This window comes from Chlamydia serpentis, from assembly GCF_900239945.1.
Classification (GTDB): domain Bacteria; phylum Chlamydiota; class Chlamydiia; order Chlamydiales; family Chlamydiaceae; genus Chlamydia; species Chlamydia serpentis.
Genome location: NZ_LT993738.1, coordinates 1,143,970 through 1,159,180, shown reverse-complemented (window position 1 = coordinate 1,159,180; position 15,211 = coordinate 1,143,970). Strand labels below are relative to the sequence as shown.

Below are 15,211 nucleotides of genomic sequence, written 5' to 3'. Positions count from 1 at the left end.
TCCTAAAAAAAAGATAAGTTTGCTTAGAAATGCTTACTTATAAAGTTTCACCTTCTTCCGTGTATGGGAATGCTGTCATTCCTCCTTCAAAATCCCATACTTTAAGAGCTATTTTATGGGCTTCAGTTGCTGAAGGAAAGTCTATAATTCATAATTATTTAGATTCTCCTGATACCGCAACTATGATTTATGCCTGTAAACAAATGGGTGCTTCTATAAAAAAGTTCCCTAAAATGTTAGAAATTGTCGGCAATCCCTTAGCAAAATTTCCACAACACACACTCGTAGATGCTGGAAATTCTGGCATCACCCTGCGCTTTATGACAGCTCTTGCCTCTGTCTTTTCAAAAGAAGTTACTATTACAGGATCCGAGCAGTTACAGCGACGTCCTATGACTCCCCTGATTCAAGCATTAACTAACTTTGGAGCTTCTTTTCAATTGCCCTCAGGAAAAAATATTCTACCTTTCAAGTTATCAGGACCCCTGCGCTCTGCCTACAGTGATGTCGAGGGTAGTGACTCACAATTTGCATCAGGACTAGCAATCGCATGTTCTCTAGCCGAAGGTCCTTCTTCCTTCACTATCATTGACCCTAAAGAACGACCTTGGTTTGATCTTAGTCTCTGGTGGTTAGACAAACTGCATCTTCCTTATTCTTGTTCCGATACCACTTACTCTTTCCCAGGAAGCTCTCGCCCCCAAGGGTTTTCTTATCATGTCTCGGGAGACTTTAGTAGTGCAGCTTTCATTGCTGCGGCTGCTCTACTCTCAAAAGTATCCTATCCTACCAACCTTCTTAACTTAGATATTCTAGATATACAAGGAGACAAAGTCTTCTTTTCTCTAATAAAAAGTTTAGGAGCTTCTGTAGACTATGATAACAAGGGCATCATAGTCTCTCCTTCGTTATTTTCTGGTAGTTCCATCGACATGGATAAATGTATCGATGCTCTGCCTATTCTCACAGTTCTTTGTTGTTTTGCAAATTCACCCTCGTATCTCTATAATGCACAAAGCGCCAAAAATAAAGAATCGGATCGTATTCTTACAATCACTGCAGAATTACAAAAAATGGGAGCTTGTATACAGCCTACTCATGATGGTCTACTTATTAATCCAAGTCCCCTTTACGGGGCTGTTCTCAACTCCCATGATGATCATAGAATCGCAATGGCATTAACCATAGCAGCTTTAAATGCTTCTGGTGATAGTTATATTCATAATACGGAATGTGTTAAAAAAACTTTTCCTAATTTCATTCACATTTTAAAGTCATTGAAAGCTAATATTAAGGAGTACTATGAAAATTATTCTATGCGGTCTACCGACAAGCGGAAAATCATCATTGGGAAAAGCTTTGGCTAAATCGCTGCAAGTGGCTTTTTACGATCTTGATGATTTAGTTGTAAGCAACTATAGCAAAGGGCTATACTCTACGTCTACTGAGATCTACAAAGCTTACGGAGATCTTGGCTTCAGCCACTGTGAAGCAGAGATTCTTAAATCTATATCCTTAGAAGAAGGAGTGCTTTCTCTTGGCGGAGGAACTTTAATGTATGAACACTCTTGTCAAGCCATTAAAAATAAAGGGCCTCTTGTATTTCTATCCCTTCACTTGACTTTAGTTTGTCAAAGACTCGAGAAAAGAGGTCTACCAGAACGTCTGAAAGAAGCTACAAAAACAAAACCTTTAATTGAGATTTTAACTGAGCGTACAAATCGCATGCAACAACTTGCTGACTATATTTTCCCTGTGGATCACGTAGATTATACTTCTGAAAATTCATTAGAGCAAGCTTGTCAGGAGCTCCTTAACTTATTAAAAGCATGAAAAATAGTTTTGGTTCCCTTTTTTCTATTACGACGTGGGGAGAATCCCATGGTCCTTCTATTGGGGTGGTCATTGATGGCTGCCCCGCAGGACTTGATCTTCAGCAATCAGACTTCATTCCAGCAATGACACGTCGACGCCCAGGAAACCCAGCAACCTCGCGTCGAAAAGAAGAAGATATCGTTCACATCCTTTCTGGAGTTTTTAAAGGAAAAACTACAGGAGCTCCTTTATCACTTCAAATCTTCAATACTGATATTGATAGTTCCCCTTACGAACAAAATGTAGGAATTTATCGCCCCGGTCATTCACAGTATAGTTATGAAAAAAAGTTTGGAATTGTAGATCCTAACGGAGGGGGTCGAGCCTCTGCTCGAGAAACAGCATGCCGCGTTGCTGCTGGTGTAGTTGCTGAGAAATTGCTTGCTCATCAAAATATTTTTACTTTAGCCTACTTATCCTCTTTAGCATCATTAAGTCTGCCAGACTACCTTAAGATATCTCCACAAATCATACACGACATTCGCTCCTCCAGATTCTATTCTCCTTTACCCGAAGAAAAAATTGAAGAAATTCTTACCTCTATAGAAAAAGATGGTGATTCCTTAGGAGGTGTCATTTCTTTTATAACATCTCCAATACACGAATTTCTTGGAGAGCCTCTTTTCGGAAAAACTCAGGCTCTATTAGCAAATGCTTTGATGAGTATTCCTGCTGCTAAAGGATTTGAAATAGGGAAGGGATTCTTCTCTGCTCAAATGCGGGGTTCTCAATACATAGATCCCTTTGTTATAGAGGAAGGAAATATCACCTTGAAATCCAATAATTGTGGAGGCACCCTGGGAGGAATAACCCTAGGAGTGCCTTTAGAAGGACGCGTAGCATTCAAGCCAACGTCCTCTATAAAACGACCCTGTGCCACAGTAACAAAAACTAAAAAAGCAGCCAACTATACGACGTCTGAAGCAGGACGTCATGATCCTTGTGTAGCTATACGTGCAGTTCCTGTTGTTGAAGCTATGATTAACCTTGTTCTTGCTGATCTTCTATTATACCAACGGTGCTCTAAATTATGATATCTGAGACAATAATTACTACTCCCCATACTATAAAGTTGGTATCGAACTTCTTCCAAAAGAAGTTATTTTCGTCCATACCCACAACATATCCCCTAGTCATTATTACAGATGAACTAACCCAGCAATACGTGCTCTCGCGTATTTTAGATCATATTAAAGCTTTAGGATACCAAGTCGTTGTTCTAACCTTTCCTAGCGGGGAACCTAATAAAACCTGGGAAACATTTATTTCTCTACAATACCAGCTTGTAGATCAAAATATCACTCCGAAATCTTCGATTATTGGTATTGGAGGTGGCATTGTCTTAGATATGACAGGATTCCTAGCTGCTACGTATTGTAGGGGTCTACCTCTCTATCTAATTCCTACAACGATAACTGCCATGATAGATGCCAGCATTGGAGGGAAAAATGGTATTAACTTGTTGGGGATTAAAAATCGATTGGGAACGTTCTATTTACCAAAAGAAGTATGGATGTGTCCAGAGTTCCTCTCTACATTGCCCCGAGAACAATGGCACTACGGCATTGCAGAAGCAATAAAACACGCTTTTATTGCTGATGCTTACCTATGGGAATTTTTAAATAGTCATAGTAAAATGCTATTTTCGTCACCGCAAATCCTCTATGAATTCATCAAAAGGAACTGCCAAATTAAAGCTGCTATTGTTGCTGACGATCCTTATGACCTACATATCAGAAAAATCCTAAACTTTGGCCATTCTATAGCTCATGCTATAGAAACTCTTTCTAAAGGAACTATCAACCATGGGCAAGCTGTGAGTGTTGGCATGATGATAGAAACCAAAGTATCACTCGCCGAAGGAGTTATGCAAAATCCGCAACTCATAGACCAGCTCGAAAAACTTCTTAAAAGATTCGAGCTTCCATCAACACTTAAGGAATTGAAACATATCGTCCCGGAACACCTTCATGATAGCCTCTACAACCCTGAAAATATTATCTATACTTTAGGATACGATAAAAAGAATTTCTCCAAACATGAACTAAAAATGATCATGATAGAACATCTAGGTCGTGCTGCTCCTTTTAATGGTACTTATTGTTCATCTCCAAATATGGAAATTCTTTACGATATTCTATGGAGCGAGTGTCATGCTATGTGCCACGGTTAGCGGTCCCTCATTTGTTGATGCTCAACAACAAATTTTAAATTCCCTACATCTCGTAGACATTATAGAACTACGAATAGACCTTATAGATCAGCTTCATGACCATGAACTTATGACTCTAATGGCCATGGCAAAAGAACCTATCCTAACCTTCAGGAAACGCCAGGATATGTCCAGAGCACAGTGGATCAAGAAAATACACTCTCTAACAAAGTTTTCTCCCAAGTGGATAGATATTGATCTCAGTTTCCCTAAGGCTACTCTTAAAGCTATCCTCATGAGAAACCCGAGAATCAAACTAATCCTTTCCTACCATACAGATAAAAATGAAGACCTGAAAGCAATCTATAATGAGATGCTCCTAACTCCTGCTGAGATATACAAAATAGTAGTCTCTCCACTAAACTCTAGCGAAGCTTTAAATTATATAAAAAAGGCGCGTTCTTTTTGCAAGAAGTCTACTGTTCTAGGTCTTGGAACATACGGGCTACCATCGAGAATTCTCTCCCCATTCATAGGGAATGCTATAAATTACGCTGCTGCTATCTGTGCTCCTCAAGCAGTCGAAGGGCAACCTAAACTAGAAGAACTACTATCTTACAACTACTCACAGCTTTCTGAAACATTAAATATTTACGGATTGATCGGAAATCCTATAACTAATAGTATCAGTAATATCACTCATAACTTTTTATTTTCTAGACTTTCTCTCAATGCTACATATATCAAAATTCCTGTTGCCCTAAATGAAGTTGATACGTTTTTCTCCCTAATTCGAGATCTTCCCTTCTCTGGTCTTAGTGTTACCATGCCACTAAAAACTGCTATTCTACCCTATGTAGATTATCTCCATGAATCCGCAAGTCTTTGTAAGGCAATAAACACTCTCGTCTTTCAGAACCAAAAAATTATAGGATACAATACAGACGGTGAAGGAGTTTTTCAACTTCTAAAACGTAAGAACATATCTGTTGATAAAAAACAAATTGCCATTGTAGGGGCTGGAGGATCTGCTAAGGCAATTGCTTCAGTATTAGCAACCCAAGGCGCTGATATCCATATCTTCAACAGAACTGTAGCTTCAGGAAAGGTTTTAGCGGCTTTGTGTAAAGGCCGAGCCCATACCCTAGATTCCCTGCTCAACTTCAATACTGCTGATATAATCATCAACTGTCTCCCTCCTGAAGTTATCTTCCCATGGATATTCCCTCCTATTGTTATGGATATCAATACCAAGCCCTATCCCTCTCTATATCTCCAACATGCCAAGAAAAAAGGCTCTTTTGTTATTCATGGGTATGAGATGTTTATAGAACAAGCCCTGCTTCAATTCGCTCTTTGGATTCCTAATGCCTTAAATTCAAAAAACTGCGATTTTTTTCGAAACTATGTAAAAAACTACCTAGCAAAAGTGTAAAAAATACTTTTCTTAATCTATCTTAAATCAAAAGATTTTAAGGTAGATCATGAAAACCTGGTTGTTTCTTACTTTTTTATTGTGTTCCTTTTCACTTAATGCATCTTGTCGTTATGCTGAGGTAAAGTCTATTCATGAAGTTGCTGGGGATATCCTTTATGAAGAAGAAGAGTTCTGGTTGATTCTTGACCTTGATGATACTATTCTCGAAGGAGGAGAGGCTCTTTCTCATTCTACATGGAAGAATAAAACTATAGAGGGATTACAAAAAAAAGGCATTTCACAACAAGAAGCTTGGGAAGCTGTTTTTCCTTTCTGGCTTGAGGTTCAAGAAATGGGAACAGTAAAACCTATAGAATCCTCGATTTTTTTACTTATTGAGAAAATTCAAAAACAAGGTAAAGTTGCCTTTGCCTATACAGAACGTCTTAAAAAATCTAAAGAGACTACTTTAAAACAACTGGGGACTCTTAATGTCTCCTTAACAGCAACAGCCCCGCAACCCCAACTTCCTTTACCAAAAAATCTTCTCTATACGTCTGGCATTCTTTTTGGTGAAGAATCTCATAAAGGACCCGCTCTTGATCTTTTCCTGCAAAGCTTCACCCCTCTACCAAGTAAAATTATCTATATAGATAATGAAAAAGAAAATATCCTACGTATAGGAGATTTGTGTAAAAAATATGGCATTGCCTATTTTGGAATCACTTATAAAGCAGCTCAAGTCTTGCCCCCTGTTTACTTCGATAACATTGCACAAGTACAGTATAATTATTCTAGAAAACTACTCAGCAATGAGGCTGCTGCTCTCCTTCTACGTCACCGAATGGATAAATAATAGTTCATCTAAAACTTTTTCAAATATGCTGGCTGTCTAACCCTTCTTTTTTAGCAATATAAAAATCTTAGAACAACGAACAACTTATAACCCTCCATCTATTTTTGTCTTGGAGAGGTTGAATTTCGTATCACTGATTCTTATCAGAAAAATTTTTAGTACATAAAAACAATTCTTTTTTTTAGAGTCAAAAAAAACATACAAAGCCTTCTTCTGCGGGGAATTCATGATATCCTTTCGTTTTCTTTTACTTTCGGGACTCTGCGCTTTTGGAATCCATTCGTATGCGGAAACTCGTAAAGAAAACACCGACCACTACCATCGCTACAAAACAAGGATCTACAAAAAGCAGCCTAGGTCTATAAACGAAAATACTAATTCTGAAATTCCTATAAACAAAGGAATTCTCTCTCCTCTTACTAATATCTTGTGTTCTGACCCTTGGAAAGACGGAATTTCTATATCCAGTCTATTTACATCTGTAGAAAAAGCAACTAATACTCAGATATCCTTAGATTTCAGCATTCTTCCCCAATGGTTTTATCCTCATGCAGCTATCGGAGGAACTCAATCTCAGGAAATACCTGCATGGCAATTCTACTTCAGCCCAAGCCTAACTTGGACCCTCTATGATTCTCCGACCGCAGGCAAAGGGACTATAGACTTTAGCTACACGCTCATACGTTACTGGCAGACCAATGGTCTTGATGCTAACCAAGCAATGGGACTTGCTGGCGGTATAAATGATTACTTCAATAGAGAAAATAACCTAGCACAACTTATGTTCTCCCAAACATTCCCTGGAGAATTTCTAACTCTAGCTATAGGACAGTATAGCCTATACGCTATAGACGGCACCTTGTACGACAACGATCAATACTCTGGATTTATTAGTTATGCCCTATCACAAAATGCCAGTGCCACGTACTCCTTAGGTAGCCCGGGCGCTTACCTCCAATGCAATCCAAATCCTGAAATCAATATTCAAATAGGCTTCCAAGATGCGTATAATATCAATGGAACTAACTTCTCAATTTATAATCTGACAAAAAGCAAATATAATTTTTATGGTTATGCCTCTTGGTCTCCTAAGCTCTCTTGTGGAAGTGGGCAATATTCCGTCTTAATCTATAATACCCGTAAAGTTCCTGAACAAAATTCCCAAGTTACAGGATGGTCGTTAAACGCAGCACAACATGTTCATGAAAAACTCTACTTATTCGGCAGAGTTAATGGTGCGACGGGAACAGCATTCTCTATAAATCGCTCCTATGTTCTAGGTCTTGTATCTGAAAACCCTTTACATCGACATTCTCAAGATCTTCTTGGTGTAGGGTTTGCTTGGAATAAAACAAATGTTAAAGCTATTTCCAATGTAAATAAAATTCGACGCTACGAATCTGTATTGGAAGCCTTCGCCAGTATTGGTTTTGGTCCTTACATATCTTTGACACCAGACTTTCAACTCTACCTCCATCCAGCCTTGCGTCCAGAAAGAAGGACCTCGCAAGTGTATGGTCTACGTGCAAATCTTTCCTTATAACAACATATTTATTATTCAGGAGTAAATTATGGCTTACGGAACTCGTTATCCCACGCTAGCATTTCATACAGGGGGCATCGGTGAATCCGATGACGGCATGCCTCCGCAACCCTTTGAAACTTTCTGCTATGACTCTGCTCTTCTACAAGCAAAAATCGAAAACTTTAATATCGTACCCTATACATCAGTACTTCCTAAAGAGCTCTTTGGAAATATTGTTCCTGTGGATACCTGTGTAAAATCCTTTAAACATGGGGCCGTTCTTGAAGTTATCATGGCAGGTCGTGGAGCTGCTATATCTGAAGGGAACCATGCTATCGCTACAGGAATTGGCATCTGTTGGGGTAAAGATAAAAACGGTGAGCTCATTGGCGGATGGGCAGCAGAATATGTGGAATTCTTCCCTACATGGATAAATGATGAAATTGCAGAAACTCATGCCAAAATGTGGTTGAAAAAATCTCTGCAACACGAACTTGATCTACGCTCTGTAGCAAAACATAGTGAGTTTCAATACTTTCATAACTACATCAACATCAAACAAAAATTTGGTTTCTGCCTAACCGCTCTAGGATTCCTAAATTTTGAAAATGCTGAACCAGTAAAGGTAAACTAAGGAGACTGTCATGACCTCAAGGACTAAATCCGCAAAAAATTTAGGGACCATAGCCCTTGCGGGTATGGTAGTTAGCTCCATGATTGGGGGAGGGATCTTTAGCCTTCCCCAAAATATGGCAGCTACAGCAGGAGCTGGTGCTGTTATCTTATCCTGGATACTCACTGGCTTTGGCATGTTCTTTATCGCGAATACTTTTAGAATTTTATCTACAGTGCGCCCTGATCTTACTGCAGGAATCTACATGTACAGTAGAGAGGGTTTTGGTCCTTACATAGGATTTACGATTGGCTGGGGATACTGGTTATGCCAAATCTTCGGAAACGTAGGGTATGCTGTAATTACCATGGATGCTTTAAATTACTTCTTTCCTCCCTATTTTCAAGGAGGGAATACCCTGCCTGCAATTTTAGGAGGCTCCATCTTAATTTGGGTATTCAATTTTGTGGTTCTTAAAGGTATCCGTCAAGCCTCAGTAATTAATATTATCGGAACGATATTTAAAATCATTCCTTTAATTATCTTTATCATTATTACTGCATTCGTCTTTAAACTTACTGTATTTAAAACAGATTTTTGGGGACATACTGCAACAGCAGTTCAACCTGCTTTAGGATCTGTAGGATCCCAACTTAAAGGCACTATGCTTGTAACTTTATGGGCTTTCATAGGAATTGAAGGAGCTGTCGTTATGTCAGGGCGAGCAAAAAATCCATCATCTGTAGGAAAAGCTACAGTTTTAGGATTTTTAGGCTGCCTTTTAATCTATATCCTACTTTCTTTACTTCCTTTTGGATCACTCTTTCAGCACCAATTAGAGAAAATCCCTAACCCTTCCACAGCCGGTGTCCTTGATATCCTTGTAGGAAAATGGGGAGAAGTTCTTATGAATGTCGGGCTCATCATTGCTATCTTATCTAGCTGGTTATCTTGGACGATGATCGTTGCAGAGATACCTTTCTCAGCAGCTAAAAATGGCACGTTTCCTGAAATCTTTACTGTAGAAAATAAAGAGAAGTCACCAAGTGTCTCTCTATATATTACGAGCTCTGTGATGCAACTAACCATGCTTCTCGTGTACTTCTCTTCCAATGCTTGGAACACTATGCTTAGCATCACTGGTGTCATGGTCCTTCCTGCCTATCTAGCAAGTGCTGCCTTTCTCTTTAAATTTAGCAAAAGCAAGGCATACCCTAAGAAAGGATCTATCAAAGCTCCATTAGCAATGCTAACAGGAATATTAGGAATTGTTTATTCCCTGTGGCTCATTTATGCTGGAGGCCTAAAATACCTCTTTATGGCTCTAGTCCTTCTTGCTCTCGGTATACCCTTTTACATAGATGCGGGAAAAAAGAAAAAAAATAATAAAACATTTTTTGCTAAAAAAGAGGTCATAGAGATGACCTTAATTGGTCTTCTTGCTTTAACAGCGATCTTCTTATTCTCAACAGGGAGAATTAAACTTTAACTTTTTCCACGGCAGATCATGCCGTGGAATTTTCTTACTAAAATTCTCTAGTCTATAAAAAATTCACCCTAATAAGGATGAGACGGCTATACGCATAAGAAGATTTTTATCTTTTAGATTATCTCTGAATCAGAGAGATTCCCCTCTGTTCTTTTATCTCTTATTTTCTTATCCTCAAGGCAATATCTATATGTAAGGAAACTTGACTCAAGGTATAATTTATGCGTATAGCCGTTTTAGGAGCAGGATATGCAGGACTCTCTGTAACCTGGCATCTTCTTCTCCATACTCAAGGGACAGCAACCATTGATCTCTTTGACCCTGTTCCCTTAGGAGAAGGCGCTTCTGGAATGTCCTCAGGATTACTTCATCCTTTTACAGGAAAGAAGGCTATCAAACCCCCCCTCGCAGATCAAGGAATTAACACGACCCATAGCCTAATCACAGAAGCTAGCAAAGCTCTAAACCTACCTATCGTCCTTTCTCAGGGGATCCTAAGGCCAGCAGCTGACGACGATCAGGCACAACTATTTATAAAACGGGTCGAGGAGTTTCCTAATGAAGTCGAGTGGTGGGAAAAAGCACGCTGCGAAATCTCCGTGCCGAGCATGGTTATTCCTCAAAATCTAGGAGCTCTGTTCATAAAAAATGGTGTTACCATAAATAACGATCTTTATATTACAGGACTATGGAATGCTTGTGTTAAGCTTGGAACACAATTCTATGATGAACTGATTGAGGATCTCGCTGATATTCAAGAGTTCTACGACCAAATCATAGTGACTCCTGGAGCCAATGCCTCTATCCTTCCTGAACTTAAAGATTTGCCAATAAATAAAGTAAAAGGACAATTATTAGAAATCCGTTGGCCTAAAGATCTTGCAATACCTTTATTCAGTATAAATGCCCATAAATATATAGTTGCCAACACAGAAAAAAACACATGTATTTTAGGAGCTACGTTCGAACACAACCAGCCTGAAGAGACCCCAGATCTGACCATTGCCTATCAAGAAATTATGCCTCCAGTACTTTCTCTATTTCCAGGTCTTAAAAATGCGGAAATTTTAAACTGCTATGGAGGGATACGCTCATCTAGCAATTCGCGTCTTCCCATAATTTCTAGAATTAGCGAAAAACTTTGGTTTTTGGGGGGGTTAGGATCAAAAGGACTGTTATACCACGGTATTACAGGAGACATGCTTGCACAAGCTGTCCTGCGTAAATCTACAGCTTATGTAGCTAAAGAATTTCTGTTTAATCCTTAACAAGAGTTCTTTTTGCCTGCTGCTTTGCAATATAAAATCCAAACGAGAAATTAAAAAAGAAAGCAACAGCAGGAGTTAAAATCAAAGCAATAGGAATAATAAGGACGAAAACCTGAGCTAGAAACGACCAGGTGTGTATATCTGCAATTCCCACAAGATGAGTCATTAAATAGAAAGAATCCAAAGCCAACCAACTGGATAGGCCCAAGGGAACTAAAGCAATGATTACTCCAATAAATTGACGGAGCACATTACCCTCAAAACACCGCAATAACTTCATGTAGTCGAATTCTTCTTGATTCTGGAGGGCAGGAATACAGAAAAACAAACAAGCGAAAGCACCTAGAAAAAGTAAAATCAATGCTGTCGCGGATAGATAAGGAATGAAAATCAACAATGTATGAAGTAGTTTACCCACCCAAGGCAGAGATCCTAAAAATGAAGAGAGCATGATTAGGGTAACAACAAGGATCATACCAATGAAAAATGGCATTGACACAAGGAGAGATAACCATAAAGAAGACCACGTTTTTTTAACAGCAAAAGAAATCTTGCTATTCTCTCCTTCTAGCTCCTTATACAATAAAAATTGTACAATAACAGCAGAAGCACAAATTATACTAAAGGCACAGAAAAAAGCTCCTAAACCTACCGTAGATAAAGAAATACCGGGGGCTAACCGAGAACAGAGTTTCAAAAACAATGCAAAAATAAAACCAAAGCAACATAAGCTGGAAAAAATAAATAAAAACCTTTGCTTGCTAAAAATATTTTTAAAGGCATTTTGACTTAATTCGTCGAATGATTGTGTCATAATTACTCCTACAACATCGTGCTTATAATGAAGACACGCTAGCTCTTTCTTGAGCAATTTCATCCAAAGATATTTGAATTTTATTTCTAATAAAAGGATCCCAAGGCAATCCAGGAATGATTTCGTAATCGCCAGAAGCTAACATACGGCATGGAAAACCAAAAATCAAGTCCTCAGGTATACCATAGGGATTATAATCTGAGCAAACACCAGAACAAAACCACTCATTTTCTTTAGGACAAAAAATAGATCGCGCAGCCTCTGCAAGTGCTCGAGATGCGGAGGCTGCCGAAGATTTTCCTCTAGCTTCAATTACAGCGCTACCACGATTTTGCACAGAATGTATTAAAATATTTTCCAACCAATCCCTGTCGCCAATTACTTCTGCAGCAGGCTTTCCAGAAATACGTGCTTGTATGAAATCAGGAACCTGCTTCGCTGAGTGGTTTCCCCAAATAACGACTTGTGAAACTTCTTCTAAAGGGACTTCTGCACGATGGGCAAGCATACTATGCATACGATTCTGATCCAATCGCAACATTGCGTGAAAATTTTTTCGATGTAATTTCGGGGCATGCTTCATAGCAATCCAACAATTTGTATTCACAGGGTTTCCTACAACAAAAACCTTAGCATCCCTTTTTGCTGCTGTATTTAAAGCTGCTCCTTGTAGTGAAAAGATCTCCCCGTTTTGTTTTAAAAGATCCCCCCTTTCCATACCAGGTCCACGAGGTACAGCACCTATAAGAAAGGCAGCATCAATACCATCAAAGGCATCATTTAATGATGTCGTCACCCTTAGATGATGTAATAAAGGATAAGCACTGTCATCAAGCTCCATACGGACTCCCGAAAGAGCTCGTTCTGTCCCTGGCAAATCATAAATCCGTAAATCTATAGGATGATTTAAACCAAAAACATCTCCATGAGCTAAGGCGAATAAAAAACTATAAGCAATCTGCCCCGTGCCCCCAGTAACAGCAACACGAACGATCTCATTGAATGCCATAAGCACCCCCTTAAAAAAAATCACTATAATCTTTAGGTAGAAACAAAACAAGATATTGAAAAAAAAGTCTTTGTCTAAATACAAATTTTAAATATCTAAGCTTTTGTATTTCTATACACTAGAGTCTTGATGAGGTAATTCTAAAGTCAAAGCAAAACATAACCGAAACTTAGTCTGAAACTAACTTTTCCAAAGAATTCTTATAAAATTCTTCAGCTGACCTACTCTTAGTCCTTCTAAGAGTTTTATCCACTTTAGAGATAATCAAGAAGTCTTCTTTAGAACTAGGAAGGGGGTTCTTTCCACGTCCAACTAGAATCCAGAGTTTCAGGTTCATCAGAAATAACTGCCTCTTCTTCCTCTTGGAGACCCCTATGCAGAATTGCTAATGCAGCTTGTCTACTCATATCTGCTGTAGCAGTACAGCGCTCGTGATAAGAAAGGACCGATTCAATAGATCCTGTCCATTCCTGAGTGACTGTAAATGTATTTCTAAGATAGGTGCGAGCCATAAACTCAAGATCACTCCAAAGCAATAGCTCCTGTCTCAATGTGAACGCAAACACAGAACCCGCAGATGGTGGGAGGCTGAATGAAGCCAGTACCAATGGAATATGACCATTGTAGTGGCAGAAAAGACGAACTAAAGCTTTATCTTCTGAGGATCCAGACACAATAAGATCTTGATGTAGTTGATGAAAAAGCTCCAAAAATAAATGTTTACAATAATCTAAAGAAAGAAACGGTCGAAGATAAGGATAAACATAGTCACACCATTCTACCCATAAACTCTCTGCCACAAGAAGACTTGGAAACTCTGACCTTAATAAATTGTAATTTTGTTGTTTATCCGGTGAAGCAGTCTTTGAAAGTTCTTCGGCTCTTACACAGATTTGTTCTATTTCTTCGTAAGTACAAGCCCCCAACATAGAAGTAAGGAATTCTTTTACTAAGCGATTATGCATTGCAGCTCTTCTCTCCTGAAGATCTCCATTCCTACAATTATACTCATATTTTGGAATCTGAAAAAAACGAGACTGAGGAGCCATACGGTCTACTAATAATCTGAACCCCTTTGGATATAAAAATAGGCGTTGTTGCTCCAAAGGAAGATTGCTAATCTCGTTTTTATACGCAGCTTTTAGAAAGGAATTCTGGTTTATGATACATTGAACATCTTCTTTCCAGGCTTCTAAACTAGCAAGAGAAAATTGTTGTTTATATATCTGCAATTGCTTAGATAGTTCCCGATGCTCATCTTGAAAAAGAAGATTTTCACTTTTAAACATTATGAGTTGCTTTTGCAGCTCTAAATTTTGGTTGCTTAAATCTTCATACATAGCTTGAAGACGTGTATTCTTATCCTGTAAATCTAACAACTTAGAGGCTTGGTTCTCGTAAGTTTTAGTTAGCTCGTCGAGCTGACTTTTAAGTTCAGAGTTTCTAGTCTCAAGAATTGCAATATATTTCGATTCCGAACCGAATTGCTGCTGATAGTTTGAATACTGGAGCTTCTCATTTTCTTGAACTAAACATGCACATTTCTGTTCAAGCTCATTATTTTCAATTTGTAGCTCTCTAATACGTAACTGGTCTTGATCTTGCTTGGTAAGGAAATTATCAATCTGATCCGATCTTTGTAGCTTAAAAGAAACAAACCACAAAGTAAAAATCATTAAACCAAGAAGACCTGCGACTAGTGAGAGTAAACCTATAATACTAAAAATTAAACTAGGGAAAATTCCTAAAGCAGCACCTACCAACAAAGCAGCTCCTAAAAGCGTGGTAAGTGCCAAGACTGGGATGGCAACTTTAACAAAGAGAGATGGAGGTTTTATTACGACTCTTTGAGAGGGTAGAGAGTTTTTTTGGTCGTCATTAACACTCAAAGAGCTTAAAGAAACAGAGGACATAGGACTCAAGAGACTCAGTGAACTTATTGAAAATTATCAAACAATACTGTAGAACATCGCGCCTTGAGATCCGATCCAGACACCAGTTGTTGATTTAACTACTTGGTTACCCTTGCGCGACGGTAAGATACCATGGATATCTAGAAATCCACGAGAACATACTGAATTGAAAAACATTTCGTCCCCCACACACAACTTTTGGTCCAAAGCGCGTTAGTCATTGTAACATAACGGAGAATAAAGGACCTTAGGAAAAGCCCTCTCTTTCCTGTTTACAAGG

14 protein-coding genes are annotated in these 15,211 nt (G+C 38.7%); 10 read left to right on the top strand and 4 right to left on the bottom strand.

Features of this window, described 5'->3' with window-relative positions; genetic code table 11:
* The first annotated feature begins 29 nt into the window (after positions 1-29).
* From aroA to C834KP_RS05015, 10 genes are all read left to right on the top strand, one after another.
* The gene (gene aroA / locus C834KP_RS05060) at positions 30-1,367 is read left to right on the top strand and encodes a 3-phosphoshikimate 1-carboxyvinyltransferase (protein ID WP_108897071.1); all 1,338 of its coding nucleotides are present in this window, start codon (positions 30-32) and stop codon (positions 1,365-1,367) included.
* A complete protein-coding gene (locus tag C834KP_RS05055) occupies positions 1,303-1,833 on the top strand; it encodes a shikimate kinase (protein WP_108897070.1) in 531 nt (176 codons plus the stop codon). Before aroA ends, C834KP_RS05055 begins: the two co-directional genes overlap by 65 nt.
* Entirely contained in the window at positions 1,830-2,909 is a 1,080-nt protein-coding gene (gene aroC, locus C834KP_RS05050; RefSeq protein WP_108897069.1) for a chorismate synthase, read from the top strand. Before C834KP_RS05055 ends, aroC begins: the two co-directional genes overlap by 4 nt.
* Entirely contained in the window at positions 2,906-4,048 is a 1,143-nt protein-coding gene (gene aroB, locus C834KP_RS05045; protein ID WP_108897068.1) for a 3-dehydroquinate synthase, read from the top strand. Before aroC ends, aroB begins: the two co-directional genes overlap by 4 nt.
* A complete protein-coding gene (locus tag C834KP_RS05040) occupies positions 4,029-5,462 on the top strand; it encodes a bifunctional 3-dehydroquinate dehydratase/shikimate dehydrogenase (RefSeq protein ID WP_108897067.1) in 1,434 nt (477 codons plus the stop codon). The genes aroB and C834KP_RS05040 overlap by 20 nt, the downstream gene beginning before the upstream one ends.
* Before the next feature lie 49 nt (positions 5,463-5,511).
* A complete protein-coding gene (locus C834KP_RS05035) occupies positions 5,512-6,300 on the top strand; it encodes a DUF2608 domain-containing protein (RefSeq protein WP_108897066.1) in 789 nt (262 codons plus the stop codon).
* 226 nt (positions 6,301-6,526) lie between these two features.
* The gene (aaxA, locus tag C834KP_RS05030; RefSeq protein WP_108897065.1) at positions 6,527-7,843 is read left to right on the top strand and encodes a porin AaxA; all 1,317 of its coding nucleotides are present in this window, start codon (positions 6,527-6,529) and stop codon (positions 7,841-7,843) included.
* Between the two features lie 28 nt (positions 7,844-7,871).
* Positions 7,872-8,459, top strand: coding sequence for a pyruvoyl-dependent arginine decarboxylase AaxB (gene aaxB / locus C834KP_RS05025; RefSeq protein WP_108897064.1), 588 nt, complete (start codon positions 7,872-7,874; stop codon positions 8,457-8,459).
* A 10-nt stretch (positions 8,460-8,469) separates the two neighbouring features.
* Complete coding sequence (gene aaxC / locus C834KP_RS05020) at positions 8,470-9,927, top strand: arginine/agmatine antiporter AaxC (RefSeq protein WP_108897063.1); 1,458 nt, start codon at positions 8,470-8,472, stop codon at positions 9,925-9,927.
* Between the two features lie 221 nt (positions 9,928-10,148).
* Entirely contained in the window at positions 10,149-11,195 is a 1,047-nt protein-coding gene (locus C834KP_RS05015; RefSeq protein WP_108897062.1) for an NAD(P)/FAD-dependent oxidoreductase, read from the top strand.
* Here C834KP_RS05015 and C834KP_RS05010 read toward each other — a convergent pair.
* From C834KP_RS05010 to ltuA, 4 genes are all read right to left on the bottom strand, one after another.
* Positions 11,185-12,009 (bottom strand): hypothetical protein, encoded by an 825-nt coding sequence (locus tag C834KP_RS05010; protein WP_162295482.1) that lies wholly within the window; start codon positions 12,007-12,009, stop codon positions 11,185-11,187. The genes C834KP_RS05015 and C834KP_RS05010 overlap by 11 nt on opposite strands.
* 22 nt (positions 12,010-12,031) lie before the next feature.
* Entirely contained in the window at positions 12,032-13,018 is a 987-nt protein-coding gene (locus tag C834KP_RS05005; RefSeq protein WP_108897060.1) for a malate dehydrogenase, read from the bottom strand.
* Between the two features lie 284 nt (positions 13,019-13,302).
* Positions 13,303-14,931, bottom strand: a complete 1,629-nt coding sequence (locus C834KP_RS05000; protein WP_108897059.1) for a coiled-coil domain-containing protein — start codon at positions 14,929-14,931, stop codon at positions 13,303-13,305.
* A 36-nt stretch (positions 14,932-14,967) separates the two neighbouring features.
* Positions 14,968-15,108 carry a protein LtuA gene (gene ltuA, locus C834KP_RS04995; protein WP_108897158.1) on the bottom strand — a complete coding sequence of 47 codons (141 nt, stop codon included), beginning with the start codon at positions 15,106-15,108 and terminating at the stop codon, positions 14,968-14,970.
* Between the last annotated feature and the right edge of the window lie 103 nt (positions 15,109-15,211).

Bases quoted from the DNA above. Each gene is read 5' to 3' on its own strand.
- aaxB (WP_108897064.1), top strand. From the start codon at position 7,872: ATGGCTTACGGAACTCGTTATCCCACGCTAGCATTTCATACAGGGGGC.
- aaxC (WP_108897063.1), top strand. From the start codon at position 8,470: ATGACCTCAAGGACTAAATCCGCAAAAAATTTAGGGACCATAGCCCTT.
- C834KP_RS05055 (WP_108897070.1), top strand. From the start codon at position 1,303: ATGAAAATTATTCTATGCGGTCTACCGACAAGCGGAAAATCATCATTG.
- aroC (WP_108897069.1), top strand. From the start codon at position 1,830: ATGAAAAATAGTTTTGGTTCCCTTTTTTCTATTACGACGTGGGGAGAA.
- C834KP_RS05035 (WP_108897066.1), top strand. From the start codon at position 5,512: ATGAAAACCTGGTTGTTTCTTACTTTTTTATTGTGTTCCTTTTCACTT.
- aroB (WP_108897068.1), top strand. From the start codon at position 2,906: ATGATATCTGAGACAATAATTACTACTCCCCATACTATAAAGTTGGTA.
- C834KP_RS05010 (WP_162295482.1), bottom strand. From the start codon at position 12,009: ATGACACAATCATTCGACGAATTAAGTCAAAATGCCTTTAAAAATATT.
- C834KP_RS05015 (WP_108897062.1), top strand. From the start codon at position 10,149: ATGCGTATAGCCGTTTTAGGAGCAGGATATGCAGGACTCTCTGTAACC.
- C834KP_RS05000 (WP_108897059.1), bottom strand. From the start codon at position 14,931: ATGTCCTCTGTTTCTTTAAGCTCTTTGAGTGTTAATGACGACCAAAAA.
- ltuA (WP_108897158.1), bottom strand. From the start codon at position 15,108: ATGTTTTTCAATTCAGTATGTTCTCGTGGATTTCTAGATATCCATGGT.
- C834KP_RS05005 (WP_108897060.1), bottom strand. From the start codon at position 13,018: ATGGCATTCAATGAGATCGTTCGTGTTGCTGTTACTGGGGGCACGGGG.
- aroA (WP_108897071.1), top strand. From the start codon at position 30: ATGCTTACTTATAAAGTTTCACCTTCTTCCGTGTATGGGAATGCTGTC.
- aaxA (WP_108897065.1), top strand. From the start codon at position 6,527: ATGATATCCTTTCGTTTTCTTTTACTTTCGGGACTCTGCGCTTTTGGA.
- C834KP_RS05040 (WP_108897067.1), top strand. From the start codon at position 4,029: ATGCTATGTGCCACGGTTAGCGGTCCCTCATTTGTTGATGCTCAACAA.